Raw genomic sequence first — 20747 nt, 5'->3', positions numbered from 1 at the left:
ACGACCGCACTCAGCCGGCGCGTTCCTCGCCGGTGCCGCTCCCGTCCGCATCGGCGTCTTTGTCCCCGCCCCCGTCGCCGTCCCGCTCCGCCGCGCGGCGCGCGTTCTCCTCGCGCTCCTCGCGCGCCGCGGCGGTGGCGACCGACGGCCACACCCGGTCGAGTGAGGCGTTCATCGCGGCGCCGACCAGGACCGCGAAGGCGGACACCCCGATCCACAGCAGTACCGCGACCGGCGCGGCCAACGACCCGTAGATCGTGGGGCCCTCCACCGTCGAGGTGAGGTAGAGCCGCAGCAGGAAGCTACCCAGCACCCAGATGGCGAGGGCGACCACCGCCCCCGGAATGTCCTCCTGCCAGGGCGACCGGACGGGTACGGACAGGTGGTAGAGCGTGGTGAGGAAGGCGACGGACACCAGCAGGACGAACGGCCAGTACAGCACCCGGATGATCTGCTCACTGGCCGGCAGCCAGCTCACGACGGTGTCGGGCCCGGCCACCATCAGCGGCAGCGCGACGGCGCCGACGACCAGCCCGCCCAGGTAGAGCGCGAACGCCAGCAGCCGGGTCCTGACGATGCCGCGCCGGCCGTCGAGCCCGTACATGATGGTGATGGTGTCGACGAAGACGTTCAGCGCCCGGGAGCCGGACCACAGGGCGATGGCGAAGCCGAGGGAGATGACGTCGGGGCGGCGGCCGGTGAAGACGTCGTCCAGCAGGGGCCGGGCGATCTGCTGCACGCCCTTGCCGGACAGCACGGTGCCGGCGGCGGCGAGGATGCGCTCGCGGACGGCGTCGATCGTGTCGTGCCCGATCCACGCCTGGGTGTAGCCGAGCACGCCGAGGAGTCCGAGGATCAGCGGCGGCAGCGACAGCAGGCACCAGAACGCGGCCTCGGCGGCCAGACCGGTGACGCGGTAGGTCATGCAGGAGTGGACGATGTCCTTGAACAGCAGCCAGGCCAGCCGGCGCTTGGAGACATTGCGGTACAGCACACGGGCCCTGGTCAGACGCCCCGCGGGCCGCTCGGTTGGTTCGTTTGCCGGCTGCACCTCCTTACCGTATCCGGCATGGCAGCCACCACTCACACGGTCACCAACCAGCCCCCGCCGCTGGTCGGCTACGACGTCTTCGGCAGCGACCCGGCCCTCACCGAGGGCGTCGCCCGGTACCTCGACGGCGCCCGGCTCGCGGAGGTACGGGCGGAACTGAGCCTGCTGGGGAAGGCGGCCGGTTCGGCGCACGCCCAGCGCTGGGGCGAGCAGGCCAACGCCCATCCGCCGGTCCTGCACACCCACGACCGGTTCGGCCACCGCATCGACGAGGTGGAGTTCCACCCGGCCTGGCACCGGCTGCTGGGCCACGCCGTCTCGGCGGGCCTGACCGACGCCTGGTCCCGGCCCGACGGCCACCTCCGCCGCACCGCCGGCTTCCTGGTGTGGACCCAGGCCGAGGCCGGACACGGCTGCCCGCTGTCGATGACCCATGCGGCGGTGCCCACGCTGCGCGCCGAACCGGAGTTGGCGGCCGTATGGGAGCCGCTGCTCACCTCGCACATCTACGCGCACGAGCTGCGGCCGGTCGCCGAGAAGGGCGGTGCGCTGGCGGGCATGGCCATGACGGAGAAGCAGGGCGGCAGCGACGTACGGGCCAACACCACGCGCGCCGAGCCGCTGGCCGCGCCCGGCGAGTACGTGCTGACCGGGCACAAGTGGTTCTGCTCGGCGCCGATGTCGGACGCCTTCCTGGTGCTGGCGCAGGCGCCCGGCGGGCTCACCTGCTTCCTGCTGCCGCGGGTGCTGCCGGACGGCGGCCGCAACGCGTTCCGCATCCAGCGGCTGAAGGACAAGCTCGGCAACCGCTCGAACGCCTCGGCGGAGGTCGAGTTCGACGGGCGGAGCTGGGCGCGCCGGGTCGGTGAGGAGGGGCGCGGGGTGGCGACGATCATCGAGATGGTCGCGGCGACCCGGCTGGACTGTGTGACCGCCTCGGCCGCGGTGATGCGGCAGGCGGTGGCGCAGGCGCTGCACCACACGGCGTACCGGGAGGCGTTCGGCGGCCGGCTGATCGACCAGCCGCTGATGCGCAATGTGCTGGCCGACCTGGCGCTGGAGTCGGAGGCGGCGACCACGCTCGCCCTGCGGCTGGCGGCCGCCTACGACGGCGGCGGCGAGCAGGACCGGCAGCTGCTGCGGCTCGCGGTCCCGGCGGCGAAGTACTGGGTGACCAAGCGGTGCACGCCGATGGTCGCGGAGGCGCTGGAGTGCCTGGGCGGCAACGGCTACGTCGAGGAGTCGGGCCTGCCGCGGCTGCTGCGCGAGGCGCCGCTGAACTCGATCTGGGAGGGCTCCGGCAACGTCCAGGCGCTGGACGTGCTGCGCGCCCTGCGCCACGACCCCGGGCCGCTGGACGCCTTCCTGACCGAGATCGGCACCGCGCGGGGTGCGGACCACCGGCTGGACCGGGCGATCCGGGGGCTGCTCACCGAACTCGCCGACCTGGAAGGCATCGAGGCCCGGGCCCGGCGGCTGGTGGAGCGGATGGCGCTGGTGCTCCAGGGCTCGCTGCTGGTGCGGTACGCACCGCCCGAGGTCGCGGACGCGTTCTGCGCCTCCCGGCTGGGCGGCGACGCGGGCGCCGCGTTCGGGACGCTGCCGCACACACTGGATCTCGCGGCGATCGTGGCGCGGGCGCGGCCGGTCCCGGACGACGCGCCCTGAGCGGCGTCGGCCCGTGGAGCCGGCGGCGCGGCGGCGGTTCCACGTCACCTCCGGGCCGTTGCCTCGCGGGGGGACGGGGACAGGGGGTTACCGCCGCCGCGCCCGTCGGGGAGCGGTGCCGCGCCGACTCGGCACCGCTCCCGGTCTTGGGGGCCGCTAGGGCGGGTCCGGCGGGTCGTCGGACGGGTCCGCCGCGGTGCGCCCGCGCAGCGCCGCGTCGACGGCCATGATGATCTCGCCGTCCGGTGTGCCCGGCGGGAAGGCCGCCAGCACCCCGCGCGCCTCGTAGTAGCGCAGGACCCGGCAGACCTCACCCGTGCCGTTCCACTCGGCACCGTGCAGCACCACGACGAGGTCGGCGAAGGCCAGTGCGGGCAGCAGACCGCCGACACCGGCCACCCGGTCGAGCAGTTGGGGGGCGCCGTCGATGACATAGCCGTCGGCGGGCAGCGGCTGACGTCTGATCAGGACGTCGACCGCGGGCAGCCGGGCGACCTTGTAGTGGCCGGCGAGCCGGGCGGCGCGTGTGATCCGCGCCCCCTCGCTCGCTCCGATCACCACGACACGCGGAGCAGCGGCCACCATGGTGAGCCCCCCTCGCACCGTGCCGACGTCGCGCCGCGGCCGATGGAGTCCCGACGTCACCGGCGGCTTCGCCGACGGGTGACCGGCGTACCGCGCGGCGGCGGGAAGCCATCGGCCGCTCGGCCCAGCGTCCCGGTTACGCGTCATAGGCCACAACGGTTGCAATGCGTTGCAGCGCACACTCCGGATCTGGACAATGGCGCCTCCGGGACGGCCTGGTGACGGCACGATGGGCACCGCCCGGTGGACCGCACAACGGAGAACAGCGTGAGCGACAGACCGATCCACAGCGCCATCTGGTCGGCCCAGGACATCCGCTCGACCACCCGCCGCCTCGCCACCGTGCACGAGGCGGCGCTCACGGGCGAGGCGTTACCCGGCGCACCGCCGGAGTCGCCCCGCGCGGTCATCGGCGAGTCCTGGCGCCGGGTGCTGGGCTCCGGCGTGGACCCGGATCGCGATAGCTCCCAACTCCTTTTGTCCGTCGCGGAGTTGGAGCACCGTCGGCAGAAGTCGCAGCTGGCGACGGTGCTGCCGGTGCTCAACGAGGGGCTGCTGGCGACGGCCGACGCGGCCCAGCAGATCATGGTCGTCACCGACGCCGAGGGCCGGGTGCTGTGGCGGGAGGGCAGCGCCCCGGTCCGGCGGATGGCCGACCGGCTGGGCTTCGACAAGGGCGCCGACTGGACCGAGGGCGTGGTCGGCACCAACGCCATCGGCACCGCGCTGGTGGCCCGCCGCCCGGTGCTGGTGCACTCCGCCGAGCACTTCGTGCGCAGCCACCAGCAGTGGACCTGTGCCGCGGCACCGCTGCACGACCCGCGCGACGGCCGTCTGCTGGGCACCGTGGACATCAGCGGACCGGCGCACACCTTCCACCCCACGACGCTGTCCCTGGTCTCGGCGGTCGCCCGGCTCGCGGAGGGCGAGCTGCGCACCCGCCACCACACGTCCCTGGAGCGGCTGCGGTCGAGTGCGGCGCCGGTGCTGGCGCGGCTCGGCGGGCGGGCGCTGGCCGTCGACCCGAACGGCTGGGTCGTCGGCGTGACGGGCCTGACGCCGCCGGAGCGGGTGGCGCTGCCCAAGGCGCCCGAGGCCGGGCCGCTGTGGCTGCCGCGCTACGGGATGTGCGCCCTGGAACCGCTGCCCGGCGGCTGGCTGATCCGGGTCGGCCGGCCGGAGCCGGAGGCCGGGCCGAGCCGGGTGGTGCTGGACGTCAGCGGACGCGACGGTGCCACGGTCACGGTCAGCGGGCCGGCCGGCAGCTGGTCGCACGCGCTGACCCCGCGCCATGCCGAGCTGCTGTTCGTGCTCGCCGCGCATCCGCGGGGGCGCAGCGCCGCCGAACTGGCCGAGGACCTGTTCGGCGACGGGAGCCGCACGGTCACGGTGCGGGCCGAGCTGTCCCGCCTGCGCCGCCATCTCGGGGGCGTGCTGGCGCACCGGCCGTACCGCTTCGCCGACGGGGTGGCGGTGGAACTGCTGCCGCCGCCCCGGCTCGCGGAGCTGCTGCCGCAGTCGACGGCGCCGGCGGTGGTCGCGGCGCGGCGGGGGTGAGGGCGCGCGGCGCGGGCCAAGCGGTGCGCGCGGGGAGATCCGTCCGCCACCCGTTCGACGGGCTGCGCTCGCCGCCGCCCCGGCCGCGGCCTAGCGTGCCGACCGGGGCCGCGCACTCCCCGGCACGCGGCCGCGGGAGGTGAGCGATGGGCGCGGCGGGCTCGCCGAGGACACCGGAAGCGGCCCCGGGGCAACCGGCGGGCGGGCGGCGGCCCCGGTGGGGCGCGCTGGTGCTGGTCGGTCTCGTCGGGTTCGGCATGCTGCGCCACGGGCTGTCCGGCGAGGCGGACGGCCCGCCGCAGCCGGACGCCGCCACCTCCCTCTTCTCCGGCGACGCGCCGCCCGGTGGCCCCGCCCCGCCGCCGCTGCCGCGCTCCGCCCCCTCGCTGGTGGCGATCCCGTCGATCGGGGTGTCCGCCCCGGTGCTGCCGCTGGGGCTGGACGCGGACGGCTGGATCGCGGCGCCGCCGGCGTCGGACGCCCATCTGGCGGGCTGGTACCGGGCGGCCCCCTCTCCCGGGGAGCGCGGTACCGCCGTCCTGGTCGGCCATGTCGACAGCGCCAGCGGGCCGGCGGTCTTCTACGGGCTGGGCTCCCTGGAGAAGGGGAGGACGATCCGGGTGACCCGTGAGGACGGGCGGATCGCGGTCTTCGAGGTCTACGGCGTCCGGGTCTTCGGCAAGCGCGACTTCCCCGCCCGAAAGGTCTACCAGGACACCGGGCGCCCCGAGCTGCGCGTGCTGACCTGCGGTGGGACGTACTCCGCGGGCTCGGGCTACACGGGCAACGTGGTGGTCTTCGCCAGAATGGTGAAGAGCGGGTAGCGACACCGGTCGGGCAGCGGCACGCACCACCGCGCCGTCCACACGGTGAGCCGATGTCTCACGATCCGGATGGTGCGCCGCCGCACGGTACGGCGGCGGCGCCGTTCCGGCCCGCGGCCCGGATCCGGCCGCCGCGGGCCGGTGTGATGTGCTGGCCGCATGAGCCTCTCGGTCACCACCTGGTACCTCGAACAGACCGCACCCGCGGACCTGTCCCCCGCGCAGGAGCCGCCGGCCGAGCAGGGCGTCCGCATCGTCCGGTCCGAACGGCCGTCGCCCGAATTCAGCCGGTTCCTCTATACGGCGGTCGGCGGCGACGTCGCCTGGACCGACCGGCTCGCGTGGCCGTACGCGCGGTGGGCGGAGTACCTGGGGCGGCCGGGCGTGGAGACCTGGGTGGCGTACGAGCGGGGGACGCCCGCCGGGTTCATCGAGCTGGAAGCGGCCCGGGACGGATCCGTGGAGATCGTCTACTTCGGGCTCATCCCGGCCTTCCGGGGGCGCCGGATCGGCGGGCACCTGCTGGCGTACGGGATCGAGCGGGCCTGGGACCTGGCCGAGCGCTGGCCGGGGCAGGCCCCGACGAAGCGGGTGTGGCTGCACACCTGCTCCCTGGACGGCGCGCACGCGATGGCGAACTACCAGCGGCGGGGCTTCCGGCTGTACGACACCACCGTGACCGAGGAGCCCGACGCACCGGCCCCGGGACCCTGGCCGGGTGCGGGCCCGCTCGTCGCACCGCACACCCCCTCCGAGGCGTGATCAACACCACATCGTCCCGTCATGCGAGACGTCCATGTCCATATCCTGGATAACGGTGGACTGGCCCGAGAACGGCGTGCCACGCTTCCGTCATGTCTCGAGCTGGAATTGCCTTGGTGAGTCGGCGGCACGTCGACCTCGGCCGCATGTCCAGCGCCATTTGTCGGGCGGGCTGAGGCTGCACCCACCTGGGGCGATCGCCCCCGGACAGCACCCAGCACCACCGCACACCCCGCCGTCCCCATCGTCGCGGACGCGCTGAGACCCCACGATCCGCAGATCCACCGCCGACGCGTCCCCACGCGCCGCACTTCGGTGTGTCCGCGCAGGTCACCGTGGGCGCCCGGCGCCGGTCCCGATCACTTGAGCCCGCCCAGAAGGACGTACGCCCATGGCCGCCACCCCAGATGCCCCCCAGCCTTCGGCCGGGGGTGCCCGCTCCGCAGCCACCACCCGCCGCAAGGCCGGACGCCACCGCGGCGAGGGCCAGTGGGCAGTGGGTCACTACACGCCCCTGAACGGCAACGAGCAGTTCAAGAAGGACGATGACGGTCTCAATGTGCGGACACGCATTGAGACGATCTACTCCAAGGCCGGATTCGACTCGATCGACCCCAACGACCTGCGCGGGCGGATGCGCTGGTGGGGCCTGTACACCCAGCGCAAGCCCGGGATCGACGGCGGCAAGACCGCGATCCTGGAGCCGGAGGAGCTGGACGACAAGTACTTCATGCTGCGGGTCCGCGTCGACGGCGGCCGGCTGAGCGTGGCGCAGCTGCGGGCCATCGGCGAGGTCTCCGAGCAGTACGCCCGCGGCACCGCGGACATCACCGACCGGCAGAACATCCAGCTGCACTGGATCCGCATCGAGGACGTCCCCGCCATCTGGGAGAAGCTGGAGGCCGTCGGGCTCTCCACGACCGAGGCGTGCGGTGACTGCCCGCGAGTGATCATCGGTTCCCCGGTCGCCGGCATCGCGGCGGACGAGATCATCGACGGCACCCCGGCCGTCGACGAGATCCACGACCGCTACATCGGCAGCAAGGAGTTCTCCAACCTGCCGCGGAAGTTCAAGACCGCGATCTCCGGCTCGCCGGTCCAGGACGTGGTCCACGAGATCAACGACGTCGCCTTCGTCGGTGTCGTCCACCCCGAGCACGGCCCTGGCTTCGACCTCTGGGTCGGCGGCGGGCTCTCCACCAACCCCAAGCTCGCCCAGCGCCTGGGCACCTGGGTGCCGCTGGACGAGGTCGCGGACGTCTGGGCCGGTGTCGTCGGGATCTTCCGGGACTACGGCTACCGCCGGCTGCGCACCCGCGCCCGGCTGAAGTTCCTGATGGCCGACTGGGGTCCGGAGAAGTTCCGCCAGGTACTGGAGGACGAGTACCTCCAGCGCAAGCTGGTCGACGGCCCGGCGCCCGAGCAGCCGCTCTCCAAGTGGCGCGACCACATCGGTGTGCACCAGCAGCAGGACGGCCGCTTCTACGTGGGCTTCGCCCCGCGCGTCGGTCGGGTCGACGGCACCACCCTCACCAAGATCGCCGAACTCGCCGCCGCGCACGGCTCCGACCGGCTGCGCACCACCGTCGAGCAGAAGATGATCATCCTCGACGTCGAGCAGGACCAGGTCGACTCGCTGGTCGCCGCGCTGGAGGCACTGGACTTCCAGGTCAACCCCTCGCCGTTCCGGCGCGGCACGATGGCCTGCACCGGTATCGAGTTCTGCAAGCTCGCCATCGTCGAGACCAAGGGCCGGGGCTCCTTGCTCATCGACGAACTGGAGCGCCGGATGCCGGACTTCCAGGAACCGATCACCATCAACCTCAACGGCTGCCCGAACGCCTGCGCCCGCATCCAGGTCGCGGACATCGGCCTCAAGGGGCAGCTGGTGCTGGACGACGACGGCAACCAGGTCGAGGGCTACCAGGTGCACCTGGGCGGCGCGCTGGGCCTGGAGCCCGGCTTCGGCCGCAAGGTGCGCGGTCTGAAGGTCACCGCCGACGAACTCCCCGACTACGTCGAGCGGGTGCTGCGCAACTTCGAGGCACAGCGCGAGGAGGGCGAGCGGTTCGCCACCTGGGCCGCCCGCGCGGAAGAGGGTGCGCTGAAGTGAGCGAACGCGCCGCGCCCTTCTACTGCCCGTACTGCGGGGACGAGGACCTGCTGCCTTCCGAGGAGGGCCACGGGGCGTGGGAATGCCGGTCCTGCAGCCGGGCGTTCCGGCTGAAGTTCCTCGGCCTGCTGGCTCCCGGAGCCACCGGGCCCGCCGCTTCCGACGGAGGTACCCCGTGACCACCACCACCGACCTTCAGCAGCTCGCCGAACAGGCGGGACGCGACCTGGAGGACGCGCCCGCCCTGGAGATCCTCAAGTGGGCCGCGGAGACCTTCGGTGCGCGCTTCTGCGTGACCTCCTCGATGGAGGACGCGGTCGTCGCCCACCTGGCCTCGCGGGCCTTCCCGGGCGTGGACGTGGTCTTCCTGGACACCGGCTACCACTTCCCCGAGACCATCGGGACCCGGGACGCGGTCGCCGAGGTGATGGACGTCAACGTCATCACCCTGACGCCGCGGCAGACGGTGGCCGAGCAGGACGCCGAGTACGGCCCGAAGCTGCACGACCGCGACCCGGACCTGTGCTGCGCGCTGCGCAAGGTCAAGCCCCTCGAAGAGGGCCTGACCGGGTACGACGCCTGGGCGACGGGCCTGCGCCGGGACGAGTCGCCGACCCGGGCGAACACCCCGGTCGTCGGCTGGGACCCCAAGCGGCAGAAGGTGAAGGTCTCGCCGATCGCCCGCTGGACGCAGGCCGACGTGGACGCGTACGTGGCCGAGCACGGCGTGCTCACCAACCCGCTGCTGATGGACGGCTACGCCTCCGTCGGCTGCGCGCCCTGCACCCGGCGGGTGCTGGCGGGCGAGGACGCCAGGGCCGGCCGCTGGGCCGGGAGCAACAAGACCGAGTGCGGGCTGCACTGATGACAGAGCATCAGGAGATATCCATGACGGGCGCCACGATCTGGCTGACCGGTCTGCCGAGCGCGGGCAAGACGACCATCGCGCGCGAGCTGGCCGCCACGCTGCGCGGCGAGGGTCATCGCGTCGAGGTGCTCGACGGCGACGAGATCCGCGAGTTCCTCTCCGCGGGCCTCGGCTTCACCCGCGAGGACCGGCACACCAACGTCCAGCGCATCGGCTTCGTGGCCGAGCTGCTGGCGAGCAACGGCGTCAAGGCGCTGGTGCCGGTGATCGCGCCGTACGCGGACAGCCGCGAGGCGGTGCGCAAGCGCCACCAGAACGAGGGCACCGCGTATCTGGAGGTGCACGTCGCGACGCCCGTCGAGGTCTGCTCCGAGCGTGATGTGAAGGGGCTGTACGCCAAGCAGGCGGCCGGCGAGATCTCGGGGCTGACCGGTGTGGACGACCCCTACGAGCAGCCCGAATCGCCCGATCTGCGCATCGAGTCGCACACCCAGACCGTGCAGGAGTCCGCGGCGGCGCTGCATGCGCTGCTGACCGAAAGGGGACTGGCGTGACCACCGCGACCGTTCGTACCGAGACCGGCGGCGAGCCCGGGGGCGACAACCCCTACGCGCTGTCGCATCTGGACGCCCTGGAGTCCGAGGCGGTGCACATCTTCCGCGAGGTGGCGGGCGAGTTCGAGCGGCCGGTGATCCTGTTCTCCGGCGGCAAGGACTCCATCGTCATGCTGCATCTCGCGCTGAAGGCGTTCGCGCCCGCCGCGGTCCCGTTCTCCCTGCTGCACGTCGACACCGGGCACAACTTCCCCGAGGTCCTCGACTACCGCGACCGCACGGTGCAGCGGCACGGCCTGCGGCTGCACGTCGCCTCCGTGCAGGACTTCATCGACCGCGGCGAGCTGCGCGAGCGCCCCGACGGCACCCGCAACCCGCTGCAGACCGTGCCGCTGCTGGACGCCATCGACACCAACCGCTTCGACGCGGTCTTCGGCGGCGGCCGCCGGGACGAGGAGAAGGCGCGCGCCAAGGAGCGGGTCTTCTCGCTGCGCGACGAGTTCGGCGGCTGGGACCCGCGCCGGCAGCGCCCCGAGCTGTGGCAGCTCTACAACGGCCGGCACTCGCCCGGCGAGCACGTCCGGGTCTTCCCGCTGTCCAACTGGACCGAGCTGGACGTGTGGCAGTACATCGCCCGCGAGAAGATCGAACTGCCCGCCATCTACTACGCCCACGAGCGCGAGGTGTTCGCCCGCAGCGGTATGTGGCTGGCGCCCGGCGAGTGGGGCGGTCCCAAGGACGGCGAGAGCCTGGAGACCCGGCAGGTGCGCTACCGCACCGTCGGCGATATGTCCTGCACCGGTGCCGTCGACTCCGACGCCGACACCATCGAGGCCGTGATCGCGGAGATCGCCGCGTCCCGGCTGACCGAGCGGGGCGCGACGAGGGCCGACGACAAGCTGTCCGAGGCCGCCATGGAGGACCGCAAGCGCGAGGGGTACTTCTAACCATGAGCACGATCAACACCGTGGACGCGGGTGCCACCTCACTGCTGCGCTTCGCCACCGCCGGCTCCGTCGACGACGGCAAGTCCACCCTGGTCGGGCGGCTGCTGCACGACTCCAAGTCGGTGCTCGCCGACCAGCTGGAGGCCGTCGAGCGGGCCTCGCTGGGCCGCGGGCAGGAGACGCCGGACCTGGCGCTGCTGACCGACGGGCTGCGTGCCGAGCGCGAGCAGGGCATCACCATCGACGTCGCCTACCGCTACTTCGCCACCCCGCGGCGCCGCTTCATCCTCGCCGACACCCCCGGGCATGTGCAGTACACCCGCAACATGGTCACCGGCGCCTCCACCGCCGAGCTCGCCGTGGTGCTGGTCGACGCCCGCAACGGCGTGGTCGAGCAGACCCGCCGGCACGCCGCGGTCGCCGCCCTCCTGCGCGTCCCGCATGTCGTCCTCGCGGTCAACAAGATGGACCTGGTCGACTACGCCGAACCGGTCTTCGCCGCCATCGCCGAGGAGTTCACGACCTACGCGGCCTCGCTGGGCGTCCCGGAGATCACCGCGATCCCGATCTCGGCGCTGGCCGGCGACAACGTCGTGTCGCCGTCGGCCAACATGGACTGGTACGGCGGCCCGACCGTGCTGGAGCATCTGGAGACCGTGCCGGTCGTCGCCGACCCGTCGGACGACCCCGGCCGCTTCCCGGTCCAGTACGTGATCCGCCCGCAGACCGCCGAGCACCCCGACTACCGCGGCTACGCGGGCCAGATCGCCTCCGGTGTGCTGCGCGTCGGCGACGCCGTCACCGTGCTGCCCTCGGGCCGTACGACCAGCATCGAGGCGATCGACGCGCTCGGCCAGGCCGTGGACGTCGCCTGGGCGCCGCAGTCGGTGACCGTGCGGCTGAGCGACGACATCGACATCTCGCGCGGCGACCTGATCGCGCCGACCGCCGCGGCCCCGGCCGTCTCCCAGGACGTCGAGGCGACGGTCTGCCATGTGGCGGACCGGCCGCTGACCGTCGGCCAGCGGGTGCTGCTCAAGCACACCACCCGTACGGTCAAGGCGATCGTCAAGGACATCCCGTCCCGGCTGACGCTGGACGATCTCTCCCAGCACCCGGCGCCCGGCGAGCTGGCCGCCAACGACATCGGGCGGGTGGTGGTCCGCACGGCCGAGCCACTGGCCCTGGACGCCTACGCCGACTCCCGCCGCACCGGCTCGTTCCTGCTGATCGACCCGGCGGACGGTACGACGCTGACCGCGGGGATGGCGGGCACCGCCTTCGCGGAGGCGGCCGCACAGGCCGCCCCGGCCCCGGCGGCGGACGACGAGGGATGGGACTTCTGAACATGTCAGAGACGACCCAGGACATCTTCTCGACCTTCGCGAAGGAGGGCGGCCGCATCGGCAGCGGCCTCCTAGGGAGCGGTCAGGGCGGAGTCGGCCGATGTGTGCGCTGACGATGCGTGACTCCGTACCCCCCACACCCCCCTTCCGAAGATCCATAGCTCCGCCGGGCGCGCCCTAGTACGGGCGCGGCTGCCCCGGCCCTCCGAGAGGAACTCCTCCCGTGTCTGCCGTTCGTCACCGCCTGCTGGCGGCCGCCGCCACCGTCCCGCTCCTGATCGGCGCGCTGGGCGCCTGCGGCTACGGCTCCCATGCCAAGAAGGACACCGCGGCCGGCGTCGCTCCCAAGGGCGCCAAGATCGACGGGCTCGATCAGGTCAAGATCGGGTTCTTCGGCAACACCACGCACGCCACTCCCCTGATCGGCCTCCAGAAGGGCCTGTTCCAGAAGGAACTGGGCGGCACGGCGGTCAAGCCCGCCACCTTCAACGCGGGCCCCGCGGAGATCGAGGCGCTCAACTCGGGCGCCATCGACATCGGCTGGATCGGCCCCTCCCCCGCGATCAACGGCTTCACCAAGTCGCAGGGCAAGAGCCTGAAGATCATCTCGGGCTCGGCCTCCGGCGGTGTCTCACTCGTCGTCGACCCCAAGAAGATCAAGGGGCTGAACGACCTCAAGGGCAAGACGATCGCGACCCCCCAGCTGGGCAACACCCAGGACGTGGCGCTGCTGAACTTCCTGGCGGGCAAGGGCTACAAGGTCGACGCCACCACCGGCAAGGGCGACGTCACCGTCCAGCGCACCGACAACAAGGTGACGCCGACCGCCTTCGAGCAGGGCTCCATCGACGGTGCCTGGGTGCCCGAGCCCACCGCGTCCAAGCTGGTCGCCGCGGGCGGCAAGACGATCCTGGACGAGAAGAAGCTGTGGAAGGACGGCAAGTTCGTCATCACGAACGTGATCGTCTCGCAGAGGTTCCTCAAGGAGCACCCGAAGGCCGTCGAGGCCGTGCTGCGCGCCTCGGTGAGGACCAATGACTGGATCCGGTCGCACCCGGCCGACGCGAAGAAGGCGCTCAACGACAAGCTGGCGGAGGTCGCCGGCAAGGCGCTGCCGAACAACGTCCTGGACCCGGCGTTCAAGAACGTCGACGTCACCGACGACCCGCTGGCCGCCACCCTCCGGCAGGAGGCCGACCACGCCGTCAAGGCGGGTCTGCTCCACAAGCCCGACCTCAAGGGCGTCTACGACCTCACGCTGCTGAACAAGGTGCTCAGGTCCGAGGGCAAGCAGCCGGTCGACGACGCCGGCCTCGGCAGCAAGTAGCCCGCACCGCACCGCACTCCCCCAGGAGGTGACACCGATGACGACCACCACGCTCACCAAGCAGCAGCCCGCCACGGCGGACACGGGCACCACCGTGCCGTACGCGGCTCGCATCGACCATGTCTCGAAGTCGTTCGGCCGCACCGGCGCGCAGCAGCATGTGCTGGACGACATCAGCATCGATGTGGCACCCGGCGAATTCGTCTGCCTCCTGGGGGCCTCGGGCTGCGGCAAGTCCACCCTGCTCAACCTCGTGGCCGGCCTCGACGCGCCGTCCGCCGGCACCATCGAGACGCCCGGCGGCCGGCCGGCCCTGATGTTCCAGGAGCACGCGCTGTTCCCGTGGCTGACCGCGGGCCGCAACATCGAACTGGCGCTGCGGCTGCGCGGGGTGCCGCGCGCCGAGCGCCGCGACGAGGCCGAGCGGCTGCTCGAACTCGTCCGCCTCAAGGGCGCGTACGGCAAGCGGGTGCACGAGCTGTCCGGCGGTATGCGCCAGCGCGTGGCGATGGCCCGGGCGCTCGCCCAGGACAGCCAACTGCTGCTGATGGACGAGCCGTTCGCCGCACTGGACGCGATCACCCGCGATGTCCTGCACGACGAGCTGACCCGCATCTGGCAGGAGCAGAACGACAGCCGCTCCGCCGGCAACCTCTCGGTGCTGTTCGTCACCCACAACGTCCGCGAGGCCGTACGGCTGGCCGAGCGGGTGGTGCTGCTGTCCTCCCGGCCGGGCCGGATCGCACGCGAGTGGCGGGTGGACATCCCGCAGCCGCGCCGCATCGAGGACGCCGCGGTCGCCGACCTTTCCATCGAGATCACCGAACAGCTCCGTGGGGAGATCCGCCGCCATGGCCAGCACTGAGACCTCGGCCGAGGCCGCCGCCGCATCGACCGGCGACGCCTCGGCCACCGACACCGCCGTCGCGAAGAAGCGCGACGCCGCCGGCGATATCGCCGGTCTGGAGGCCGGCCTCGACGCACTGGAGTCCACGGTCGTCGCCCGGCAGCCGTGGCTGCGCACCGCCGTGGCGAAGGCGCTGCCTCCGCTCGTCGCCATCGCGATCGTGCTGGGGCTGTGGCAGCTCGCCTACCACTTCGAGCTCAAGGCGCACTACCTGCTGCCGAGTCCCGTCGACGTCGCCCGCTCGCTGCAGCAGAAGTGGCTTGAGGGCACCCTGCTGAACTTCGTGTGGACCAGCGTCTCCCGCGGCGCCCTGGGCTTCCTGGCCTCGGTCGTCCTGGGTACGGTCCTCGGCCTGATCGTCGCCAAGGTCAAGGCCGTACGGGCTGCGATCGGCCCGATCCTGAGCGGTCTGCAGTCGCTGCCCTCGGTGGCCTGGGTCCCGGCGGCGATCATCTGGTTCGGGCTGAGCGACGCCACCATCTACGCGGTGGTGCTGCTGGGCGCGGTGCCCTCCATCGCCAACGGCCTGGTGGCGGGCGTCGACCAGATCTCCCCGCTCTATCTGCGGGCCGGCCGCACCATCGGCGCGACCGGTCTGGCCGGGGTGCGGCATGTGCTGCTGCCGGCCGCGCTGCCCGGCTATATCGCCGGCCTCAAGCAGGGCTGGGCGTTCTCCTGGCGTTCGCTGATGGCCGCCGAACTGATCGTCAACGCGCCCGATCTGGGCACCGGTCTGGGGCAATTGCTGGAGCAGGGGCGCGAGCTCCAGGACATGTCCTGGGTGCTGGGCGCGATCCTGCTGATCCTGATCGTCGGCATCGGCATCGAGCTGCTGATCTTCGCACCGATCGAGCGGCGGGTGCTGCGCAGCCGCGGCCTGCTGGTGAAGAGCTGAAAACCATGGACCTCCGCCCCGCCTCCCCCACGCTTGTCGTCGTCGCCCACGGCAGCCGCGACCCGCGGCACGCGGCGACCGTCTCCGCGCTCTGCGCGCGGGTACGGGCGCTGCGGCCGGGGCTGCGCGTCGAGGTCGGCCATCTCGACTTCAACGCGCCCCGGGTGCCGCGGGTGCTTGAGCGCCTGTCGGCCGAAGGAGTACGGGATGTGGTGGCGCTGCCGCTCCTGCTCACCCGCGCGTTCCACGCGAAGGCCGACATCCCGTCGGTGCTGCGCGAGGCCGCCGCGCGGCTGCCCCTGCTGACCGTCCGGCAGGCCGAGGTGCTCGGCCCGTCCCCGCTCCTGACCGGTGCGCTGGAGCGCCGGCTGGCCGAGGCCGGGCTGCGGCCCGGCGACCGCCGCTCGACCGGGGTCGTCCTGGCCTCGGCGGGCTCTTCCGACCCGGAGGCGATCGCAGTGATCGCTGAAATCGCGCGGGAGTGGCGGCGCACCGCTGGTTGGTGTGCCGTGCGACCTGCGTTCGCCTCCGCATCTCTTCCCCGCACGGCCGACGCCGTACGGGCCCTGCGCGCCGAGGGCGTGCACCGGGTGGCCGTCGCCCCGTACGTCATCGCCCCCGGCTTCCTCCCGGACCGGATCGCCGCCGGTGCCCGGGAGGCCCGCGCCGACGTCCTCGCCCCCGTCCTCGGCTCCGCTCCCGAACTGGCCCGGCTGGTGCTGCGCCGCTACGACCAGTCGGTGACCGGCGTCCGCGGCGAACTGCCGGCGCTGATCGCCTAGGGCCTGTCCGATGGGTCCTGGCCGGGCTCCGCTCGGGGCGCCGGGGCCGTTGCCGCCGGTCCCCGCCGCGGCGCGGACGTCGGACCGGCGTCGCTCACTGGGCCCACTCCGGTCGCCATGTACCGGCGTCGTGCGGGCCGGGCCGCCTGGCGGCGAGGTAGTCGCGGAGCGTGCGCAGCGCGGGGTGCGGGTTGTCGCTGCGCCAGATCAGCGAGTGCGGGTAGACCGGTGTCGGATCGCGCAGGTCGATGCGCCGCAGATCGCAGTCGGCGGGCCAGACCAGGCGGGTCTGCTCGCCGACGAAGGTGGCCAGCACCGCCGAGTCGGCGATCGTGTCGAGCAGCGGCTCGGTGCCGAAGTCGGGGCCGGTCACCTCGATGGTGAGCCCGAACGCGGCGGCGAGATCGTCGTAGTACAGGGCCCACTCGGTCCCGGTGACGATGCCGGGCATCCAGATCCGGTGGCCGGCGAGCCGGGCGGGGGCGACCGAACCGGCGGCGGCGAACGGGTGGGCCGGTCCGGTGAGGAGCTGGATCGGCTCATGCAGGACCCGGGCGGCCTCGATGCCGTCGGGCAGCTGCCGCACGGGCAGGGTGACGGCGCGGAAGGACGCGTCGATCGTGCCGGACCGGACGGCGGCGAGGGCCGCGTCGACGTCGAAGAGCGTCACGACGTCGAGCGCGGTCCCGGGATGCGCGCGGTGGAAGTCGCGCAGCAGCGCCGCGGGGGCCAGCTGCCGGCCGATCACATCGACGCGCAGCGCGCGACTGCCGGGGCGTACCGAGGCGGCCGCCCGCTCCTCGGCCCGCAGCAGGTCGCGGGCGTGCGGAAGAAACGCCTGCCCGTCGATGGTGAGCCGGGCTCCGCGCGCGGTACGGGTGAACAGCCGCACCCCGAGGTCCCGTTCCAGCGTGGAGACCCGCTTGGAGACGGCCTGCTGGGTGATCGACAGCTGGGCGGCGGCCTCCTGGAACTGCCCCGCGTCCGCGACGGCGACGAAGGTGCGCACGGCATCGAGATTCACACCGACCACCCTAGGCGGCGGCTCCGCCTCTGTGTACAACGCATGGTTGTACCTCACCACGCACAGCGGTTGTTTGATCGGCGGGCCCGCCACTGGCTTGGATACGTCACGGCAACGCGAGGTTGTCCGGGTGAGGTGAGGGCGACGGCCAGGGGGGCTGGGCATGCGGACCAAGAGGTCGCTGGGGCGGAGTTTCGGGTGGCTGTGGGCGGCGTACGCGGTCAGCGCGTTCGGCACCCGGCTCGCGTTCGACGCGTTCCCCATGCTCGCGATCCTGGTGCTGCACGCCGGGCCGGCGCAGGTGTCGGTGCTGGCCGCCGCGGGGCTGGCGGTGGGCGCGGTGGTGGCGGTGCCGCTCGGGCCGTGGGTGGAGTTCCGCCGCAAGCGGCCGGTGATGGTGGCGATGGACCTGGCCCGGTTCGCGGCGCTGATGTCCCTCCCGGCCGCGTACGCGCTCGGCCGGCTCGGTTTCGCCCAACTCGTGGTCGTGTCGGTCATCGTGGCCGCGGCCGACATCGCCTTCAGGGCGGCCGGCGGGGCGTATCTGAAGTCGCTCGTACCGCCGCGGGACCTCCTGGTCGCGAACGGGCGGTTCGAGAGCACGACGTGGACCACCACCCTGATCGGACCGCCGCTCGGCACTGCCGCGATCGGACTGCTCGGCCCCATGGTGACCGTGGTGGCCGATGCCGTCAGCTATCTGCTCTCGGCGGTCGGGATCCGCGCGATCGGCGGCAGCGAGCCACGCCCCGCGCGCACCGCTGCGCCACGCCCCAGGGCCGGCGGCCTGCTCGAAGGATGGCGCTATCTGCTCGCCCACCCGACGCTGCGCCCGCTGCTGTTCAACACGGTCCTGGTCAATGCCCTGATCATGGCGACCGCGCCACTGCTCACCGTCCTCATGCTCGGCCGCCTCGGCTTCGCCCCCTGGCAGTACGGCCTCGCCTTCGCGGTGCCCTGCGTCGGCGGCATGATCGGCTCACGGCTGGCCCGGCCGCTCGTCGCGCGGTTCGGGCAGCGCAGGGTGATGCTGGCCTCCGGGACTCTGCGCGCCTGCTGGTCGATCGGACTGGCCTTCGTCGGCCCCGGGGCCGCCGGGATGGTGCTCGTCATGGCCGTCGAACTCGGGCTGATCACCTGCATCGGGGTGTTCAACACGGTGTACGCCACCTACCGGCTGGAGCGCACCGCGACGGACCAGGTCGCCCGCGCCCTGTCCGCGTGGACGGTCACCGCCAAGGCCGCCACCGCGGCACTGACCGGACTGTGGGGCCTGCTGGCCGGCCTCACCGGCCCCCGCACCGCGATCGCCCTGGCCGGTCTGCTCCTGCTGGCCACACCGCTCCTCCTCCCCCGGCGCGACAACGCACCGAGCCGGGAACGGAAGCCGGCACCGGCCCCCACCTGACCCCGGCAGCCACACGTTCCAGACGCATCAAGACGCCCCCGGCCATCTGCTGACACACTCCTGCGCACGCGGACCCGAGAGCGCGTGAGGCAACCAACACCGGTTGTCTCACGCGCTTTTGCTTGTCCTCCATCATGCCCTGGCCACGAACCCTTGTGTTCCTTTCTGTTCTACACAACACTCTCAATGCACAGAAACGCGCACCGCTGAACATGTTCGAACCTTGGGCGACGACCGATCGAGTCGAGGAGAGCAGAGATGACGCAGTTCAGCCGACGTGGATTCGTGAGCGCGGCCATGGCGGGGGCGGCGTCCGTGGGCGTCGCCCTGGGCGGCGGCCGTACCACCCTCGCCCAGGCCGAGAGCCCGCGCGGACTGACCCTCCGCGGCGACGAATTCCTGCTGGACGGCGAGCCGTTCCGGATCCTCTCGGGCGCCTTCCACTACTTCCGGACGCATCCCAAGGACTGGCGGGACCGGCTGCTGCGGATGCGGGCCATGGGCCTGAACACGGTGGAGACCTATGTCGCCTGGAACTTCCACCAACCGTACGAGAGGAAGGCCGACTTCACCGGATGGCGCGACGTCGCGGCTTTCGTACGGACCGCGGACGAGGCCGGGCTCAAGGTGATCGTGCGACCGGGGCCGTACATCTGCGCCGAATGGGACTTCGGCGGCCTGCCCGCCTGGCTCCTGAAGGACAAGGACGCGCCGCTGCGCCGCTCCGACCCCGCCTACGAGCGGGCGGTCGACACCTGGTTCGCCGAACTGCTGCCGCGCTTCGTCGATCTGCAGGCCACCCGCGGCGGACCCGTCATCGCCATGCAGGTGGAGAACGAGTACGGCAGCTACGACGACGACCACGCACACCTGGAGCATCTGCGCGACACCATGCGGGCGCAGGGCATCGACAGCCTGCTGTTCTGCTCCAACGGAGCCACCCGGCAGGCGCTGGAGGCGGGCAGCCTTCCCGACCTCCTGTCCACCGTCAACTTCGACGGGGACCCCACCGGGCCCTTCGCGGAGCTGCGCAGATTCCAGCCCGACAAGCCCCTGTTCTGCACGGAGTTCTGGGACGGCTGGTTCGACCACTGGGGAGAGCGGCACCACACCACCGACCCGGCGCAGACCGCCGCCGACGTGCGAAAGATCCTCGAAGCGGGAGCCTCGATCAACTTCTATATGGCGGTGGGCGGAACGAACTTCGGCTGGTCCGCCGGTGCCAACCTGCACGGCAGCGCCTACCAGCCCACCGTCACCAGCTACGACTACGACTCCCCGATCAGCGAATCCGGCGAACTCACCGAGAAGTTCCACAAGGTGCGCGAGGTGCTCGCCGACTACACCACACTGCCGAACGCCCCGCTGCCGGCCACACCACGCCGGATGCCGCCCCAGAAGGTCGCCGTCCGCGAGTCGGTACCGCTGATGAAGGCCCTCGACGCACTGAGCGACGCTCCGATACGCCGTACCACCCCCGTCCACATGGAGGCCCTCGGGCAGCCGCACGGACTCATCCACTACCGCACTCGGGTGCGCGGACCGCGGGGGACCAGACGCCTGCGGATCACCGGACTCGGCGACCGTGCGCTGGTGTACGGCGACGGCCGGCGCATCGGCACCTTCGACCGCAACCAACCCGACCACACCGTCGACTTCACCACCTCCGGCGCCTCCAGCACCCTCGATCTGCTGGTCGACCCCACCGGCCGGATCAACTTCGGCCAGGGCCTCAACGACCCCAAGGGCATCAGTGGACAGGTCCTCCTCGACGACGAGGAGCTGCGCGACTGGGAGATCCGCCGCCTGCCCCTGGACGACCTCTCGGCCCTGAAGTTCGGCGGCGGAAGCACGCCCACCGGCCCCGCGTTCCATCGGGCCCGGGTCCATGTCGACACCCCCGCCGACGGCTTCCTCGCCTTTCCCGGCTGGGACAAGGGCATGGTCTGGCTCAACGGCTTCGCACTCGGCCGCTACTGGTCCCTGGGACCGCAGATCACCCTGTACGCGCCGAGCCATCTGTGGCGGCGGGGCAAGAACGAGCTCGTCGTACTGGAGATGGAACGGACCGGCGACGGCATCGAAGTGCGATCGGCGCCCGATATCGGCTAGAGCGTGTCTCTTTGGTC

The 20747-nt window shown here is 72.3% G+C and carries 20 protein-coding genes; 17 read left to right on the top strand and 3 right to left on the bottom strand.

Features of this window, described 5'->3' with window-relative positions; all coding sequences use genetic code 11:
- Positions 1-10: 10 nt before the first annotated feature.
- Positions 11-1051, bottom strand: a complete 1041-nt coding sequence (locus ACZ4NB_RS14175; RefSeq protein ID WP_467661240.1) for a YihY/virulence factor BrkB family protein — start codon at positions 1049-1051, stop codon at positions 11-13.
- Positions 1052-1069: 18 nt separating this feature from the next.
- Here ACZ4NB_RS14175 and ACZ4NB_RS14170 point away from each other — a divergent pair, with 18 nt between their 5' ends.
- The gene (locus tag ACZ4NB_RS14170) at positions 1070-2719 is read left to right on the top strand and encodes an acyl-CoA dehydrogenase family protein (RefSeq protein WP_467661238.1); all 1650 of its coding nucleotides are present in this window, start codon (positions 1070-1072) and stop codon (positions 2717-2719) included.
- Positions 2720-2875: 156 nt separating this feature from the next.
- Here the strand turns inward: ACZ4NB_RS14170 and ACZ4NB_RS14165 are convergent, their stop codons facing one another.
- On the bottom strand, positions 2876-3304 hold the full coding sequence (locus ACZ4NB_RS14165) for a hypothetical protein (RefSeq protein WP_467661236.1): 429 nt from the start codon (positions 3302-3304) through the stop codon (positions 2876-2878).
- A gap of 267 nt (positions 3305-3571) precedes the next feature.
- On the opposite strand from ACZ4NB_RS14165, the gene ACZ4NB_RS14160 reads away from it, so the two are divergent.
- The 14 genes from ACZ4NB_RS14160 to ACZ4NB_RS14095 all read left to right on the top strand — a co-directional run bounded on the left by ACZ4NB_RS14160 (position 3572) and on the right by ACZ4NB_RS14095 (position 16186).
- Positions 3572-4861, top strand: coding sequence for a helix-turn-helix domain-containing protein (locus ACZ4NB_RS14160; RefSeq protein ID WP_467661234.1), 1290 nt, complete (start codon positions 3572-3574; stop codon positions 4859-4861).
- A 146-nt stretch (positions 4862-5007) separates the two neighbouring features.
- Positions 5008-5685, top strand: a complete 678-nt coding sequence (locus ACZ4NB_RS14155) for a class F sortase (RefSeq protein WP_467661232.1) — start codon at positions 5008-5010, stop codon at positions 5683-5685.
- A gap of 159 nt (positions 5686-5844) precedes the next feature.
- Entirely contained in the window at positions 5845-6447 is a 603-nt protein-coding gene (locus ACZ4NB_RS14150) for a GNAT family N-acetyltransferase (RefSeq protein WP_467661230.1), read from the top strand.
- 92 nt (positions 6448-6539) lie between these two features.
- A complete protein-coding gene (locus ACZ4NB_RS14145) occupies positions 6540-6623 on the top strand; it encodes a putative leader peptide (RefSeq protein ID WP_350257049.1) in 84 nt (27 codons plus the stop codon).
- 215 nt (positions 6624-6838) lie between these two features.
- Positions 6839-8560, top strand: a complete 1722-nt coding sequence (locus tag ACZ4NB_RS14140) for a nitrite/sulfite reductase (protein WP_467661228.1) — start codon at positions 6839-6841, stop codon at positions 8558-8560.
- On the top strand, positions 8557-8739 hold the full coding sequence (locus ACZ4NB_RS14135; protein WP_033270289.1) for a hypothetical protein: 183 nt from the start codon (positions 8557-8559) through the stop codon (positions 8737-8739). Before ACZ4NB_RS14140 ends, ACZ4NB_RS14135 begins: the two co-directional genes overlap by 4 nt.
- Entirely contained in the window at positions 8736-9425 is a 690-nt protein-coding gene (locus ACZ4NB_RS14130) for a phosphoadenylyl-sulfate reductase (RefSeq protein ID WP_467661226.1), read from the top strand. Before ACZ4NB_RS14135 ends, ACZ4NB_RS14130 begins: the two co-directional genes overlap by 4 nt.
- A 23-nt stretch (positions 9426-9448) precedes the next feature.
- Complete coding sequence (gene cysC / locus ACZ4NB_RS14125) at positions 9449-9982, top strand: adenylyl-sulfate kinase (protein ID WP_467661224.1); 534 nt, start codon at positions 9449-9451, stop codon at positions 9980-9982.
- Positions 9979-10929 (top strand): sulfate adenylyltransferase subunit CysD, encoded by a 951-nt coding sequence (gene cysD / locus ACZ4NB_RS14120; protein WP_467661222.1) that lies wholly within the window; start codon positions 9979-9981, stop codon positions 10927-10929. Before cysC ends, cysD begins: the two co-directional genes overlap by 4 nt.
- Before the next feature lie 2 nt (positions 10930-10931).
- Positions 10932-12275, top strand: a complete 1344-nt coding sequence (locus ACZ4NB_RS14115) for a sulfate adenylyltransferase subunit 1 (protein ID WP_467661220.1) — start codon at positions 10932-10934, stop codon at positions 12273-12275.
- Between the two features lie 223 nt (positions 12276-12498).
- Positions 12499-13602: an aliphatic sulfonate ABC transporter substrate-binding protein gene (locus ACZ4NB_RS14110; protein WP_467661219.1), complete on the top strand. Its 1104-nt coding sequence runs from the start codon at positions 12499-12501 to the stop codon at positions 13600-13602.
- 37 nt (positions 13603-13639) lie between these two features.
- A complete protein-coding gene (locus tag ACZ4NB_RS14105) occupies positions 13640-14467 on the top strand; it encodes an ABC transporter ATP-binding protein (RefSeq protein ID WP_467661217.1) in 828 nt (275 codons plus the stop codon).
- Positions 14454-15404, top strand: coding sequence for an ABC transporter permease (locus tag ACZ4NB_RS14100; protein WP_467661215.1), 951 nt, complete (start codon positions 14454-14456; stop codon positions 15402-15404). The genes ACZ4NB_RS14105 and ACZ4NB_RS14100 overlap by 14 nt, the downstream gene beginning before the upstream one ends.
- Before the next feature lie 5 nt (positions 15405-15409).
- Positions 15410-16186 (top strand): sirohydrochlorin chelatase, encoded by a 777-nt coding sequence (locus tag ACZ4NB_RS14095; RefSeq protein ID WP_467661213.1) that lies wholly within the window; start codon positions 15410-15412, stop codon positions 16184-16186.
- A gap of 94 nt (positions 16187-16280) precedes the next feature.
- Here the strand turns inward: ACZ4NB_RS14095 and ACZ4NB_RS14090 are convergent, their stop codons facing one another.
- On the bottom strand, positions 16281-17210 hold the full coding sequence (locus ACZ4NB_RS14090) for a LysR family transcriptional regulator (protein ID WP_467661211.1): 930 nt from the start codon (positions 17208-17210) through the stop codon (positions 16281-16283).
- 163 nt (positions 17211-17373) lie between these two features.
- Between ACZ4NB_RS14090 and ACZ4NB_RS14085 the strand changes: the two genes are divergently transcribed.
- Complete coding sequence (locus ACZ4NB_RS14085) at positions 17374-18618, top strand: MFS transporter (protein ID WP_467661209.1); 1245 nt, start codon at positions 17374-17376, stop codon at positions 18616-18618.
- A 258-nt stretch (positions 18619-18876) separates the two neighbouring features.
- Positions 18877-20730, top strand: a complete 1854-nt coding sequence (locus ACZ4NB_RS14080) for a glycoside hydrolase family 35 protein (protein WP_467661207.1) — start codon at positions 18877-18879, stop codon at positions 20728-20730.
- Positions 20731-20747: the final 17 nt, after the last annotated feature.

The organism is Streptomyces sp. NPDC026575 (assembly GCF_055567415.1).
The sequence above is the reverse complement of the archived record's forward strand: the minus strand, read 5'-3'. Positions and strand labels throughout refer to the sequence as shown.

Excerpts from the sequence above, each read along its gene's own strand:
- ACZ4NB_RS14170 (WP_467661238.1), top strand. The coding sequence starts at position 1,070 with ATGGCAGCCACCACTCACACGGTCACCAACCAGCCCCCGCCGCTGGTC.
- ACZ4NB_RS14165 (WP_467661236.1), bottom strand. The coding sequence starts at position 3,304 with ATGGTGGCCGCTGCTCCGCGTGTCGTGGTGATCGGAGCGAGCGAGGGG.
- ACZ4NB_RS14155 (WP_467661232.1), top strand. The coding sequence starts at position 5,008 with ATGGGCGCGGCGGGCTCGCCGAGGACACCGGAAGCGGCCCCGGGGCAA.
- ACZ4NB_RS14150 (WP_467661230.1), top strand. The coding sequence starts at position 5,845 with ATGAGCCTCTCGGTCACCACCTGGTACCTCGAACAGACCGCACCCGCG.
- ACZ4NB_RS14145 (WP_350257049.1), top strand. The coding sequence starts at position 6,540 with ATGTCTCGAGCTGGAATTGCCTTGGTGAGTCGGCGGCACGTCGACCTC.
- ACZ4NB_RS14140 (WP_467661228.1), top strand. The coding sequence starts at position 6,839 with ATGGCCGCCACCCCAGATGCCCCCCAGCCTTCGGCCGGGGGTGCCCGC.
- cysC (WP_467661224.1), top strand. The coding sequence starts at position 9,449 with ATGACGGGCGCCACGATCTGGCTGACCGGTCTGCCGAGCGCGGGCAAG.
- ACZ4NB_RS14115 (WP_467661220.1), top strand. The coding sequence starts at position 10,932 with ATGAGCACGATCAACACCGTGGACGCGGGTGCCACCTCACTGCTGCGC.
- ACZ4NB_RS14105 (WP_467661217.1), top strand. The coding sequence starts at position 13,640 with ATGACGACCACCACGCTCACCAAGCAGCAGCCCGCCACGGCGGACACG.
- ACZ4NB_RS14100 (WP_467661215.1), top strand. The coding sequence starts at position 14,454 with ATGGCCAGCACTGAGACCTCGGCCGAGGCCGCCGCCGCATCGACCGGC.
- ACZ4NB_RS14095 (WP_467661213.1), top strand. The coding sequence starts at position 15,410 with ATGGACCTCCGCCCCGCCTCCCCCACGCTTGTCGTCGTCGCCCACGGC.
- ACZ4NB_RS14085 (WP_467661209.1), top strand. The coding sequence starts at position 17,374 with ATGCGGACCAAGAGGTCGCTGGGGCGGAGTTTCGGGTGGCTGTGGGCG.
- ACZ4NB_RS14080 (WP_467661207.1), top strand. The coding sequence starts at position 18,877 with ATGACGCAGTTCAGCCGACGTGGATTCGTGAGCGCGGCCATGGCGGGG.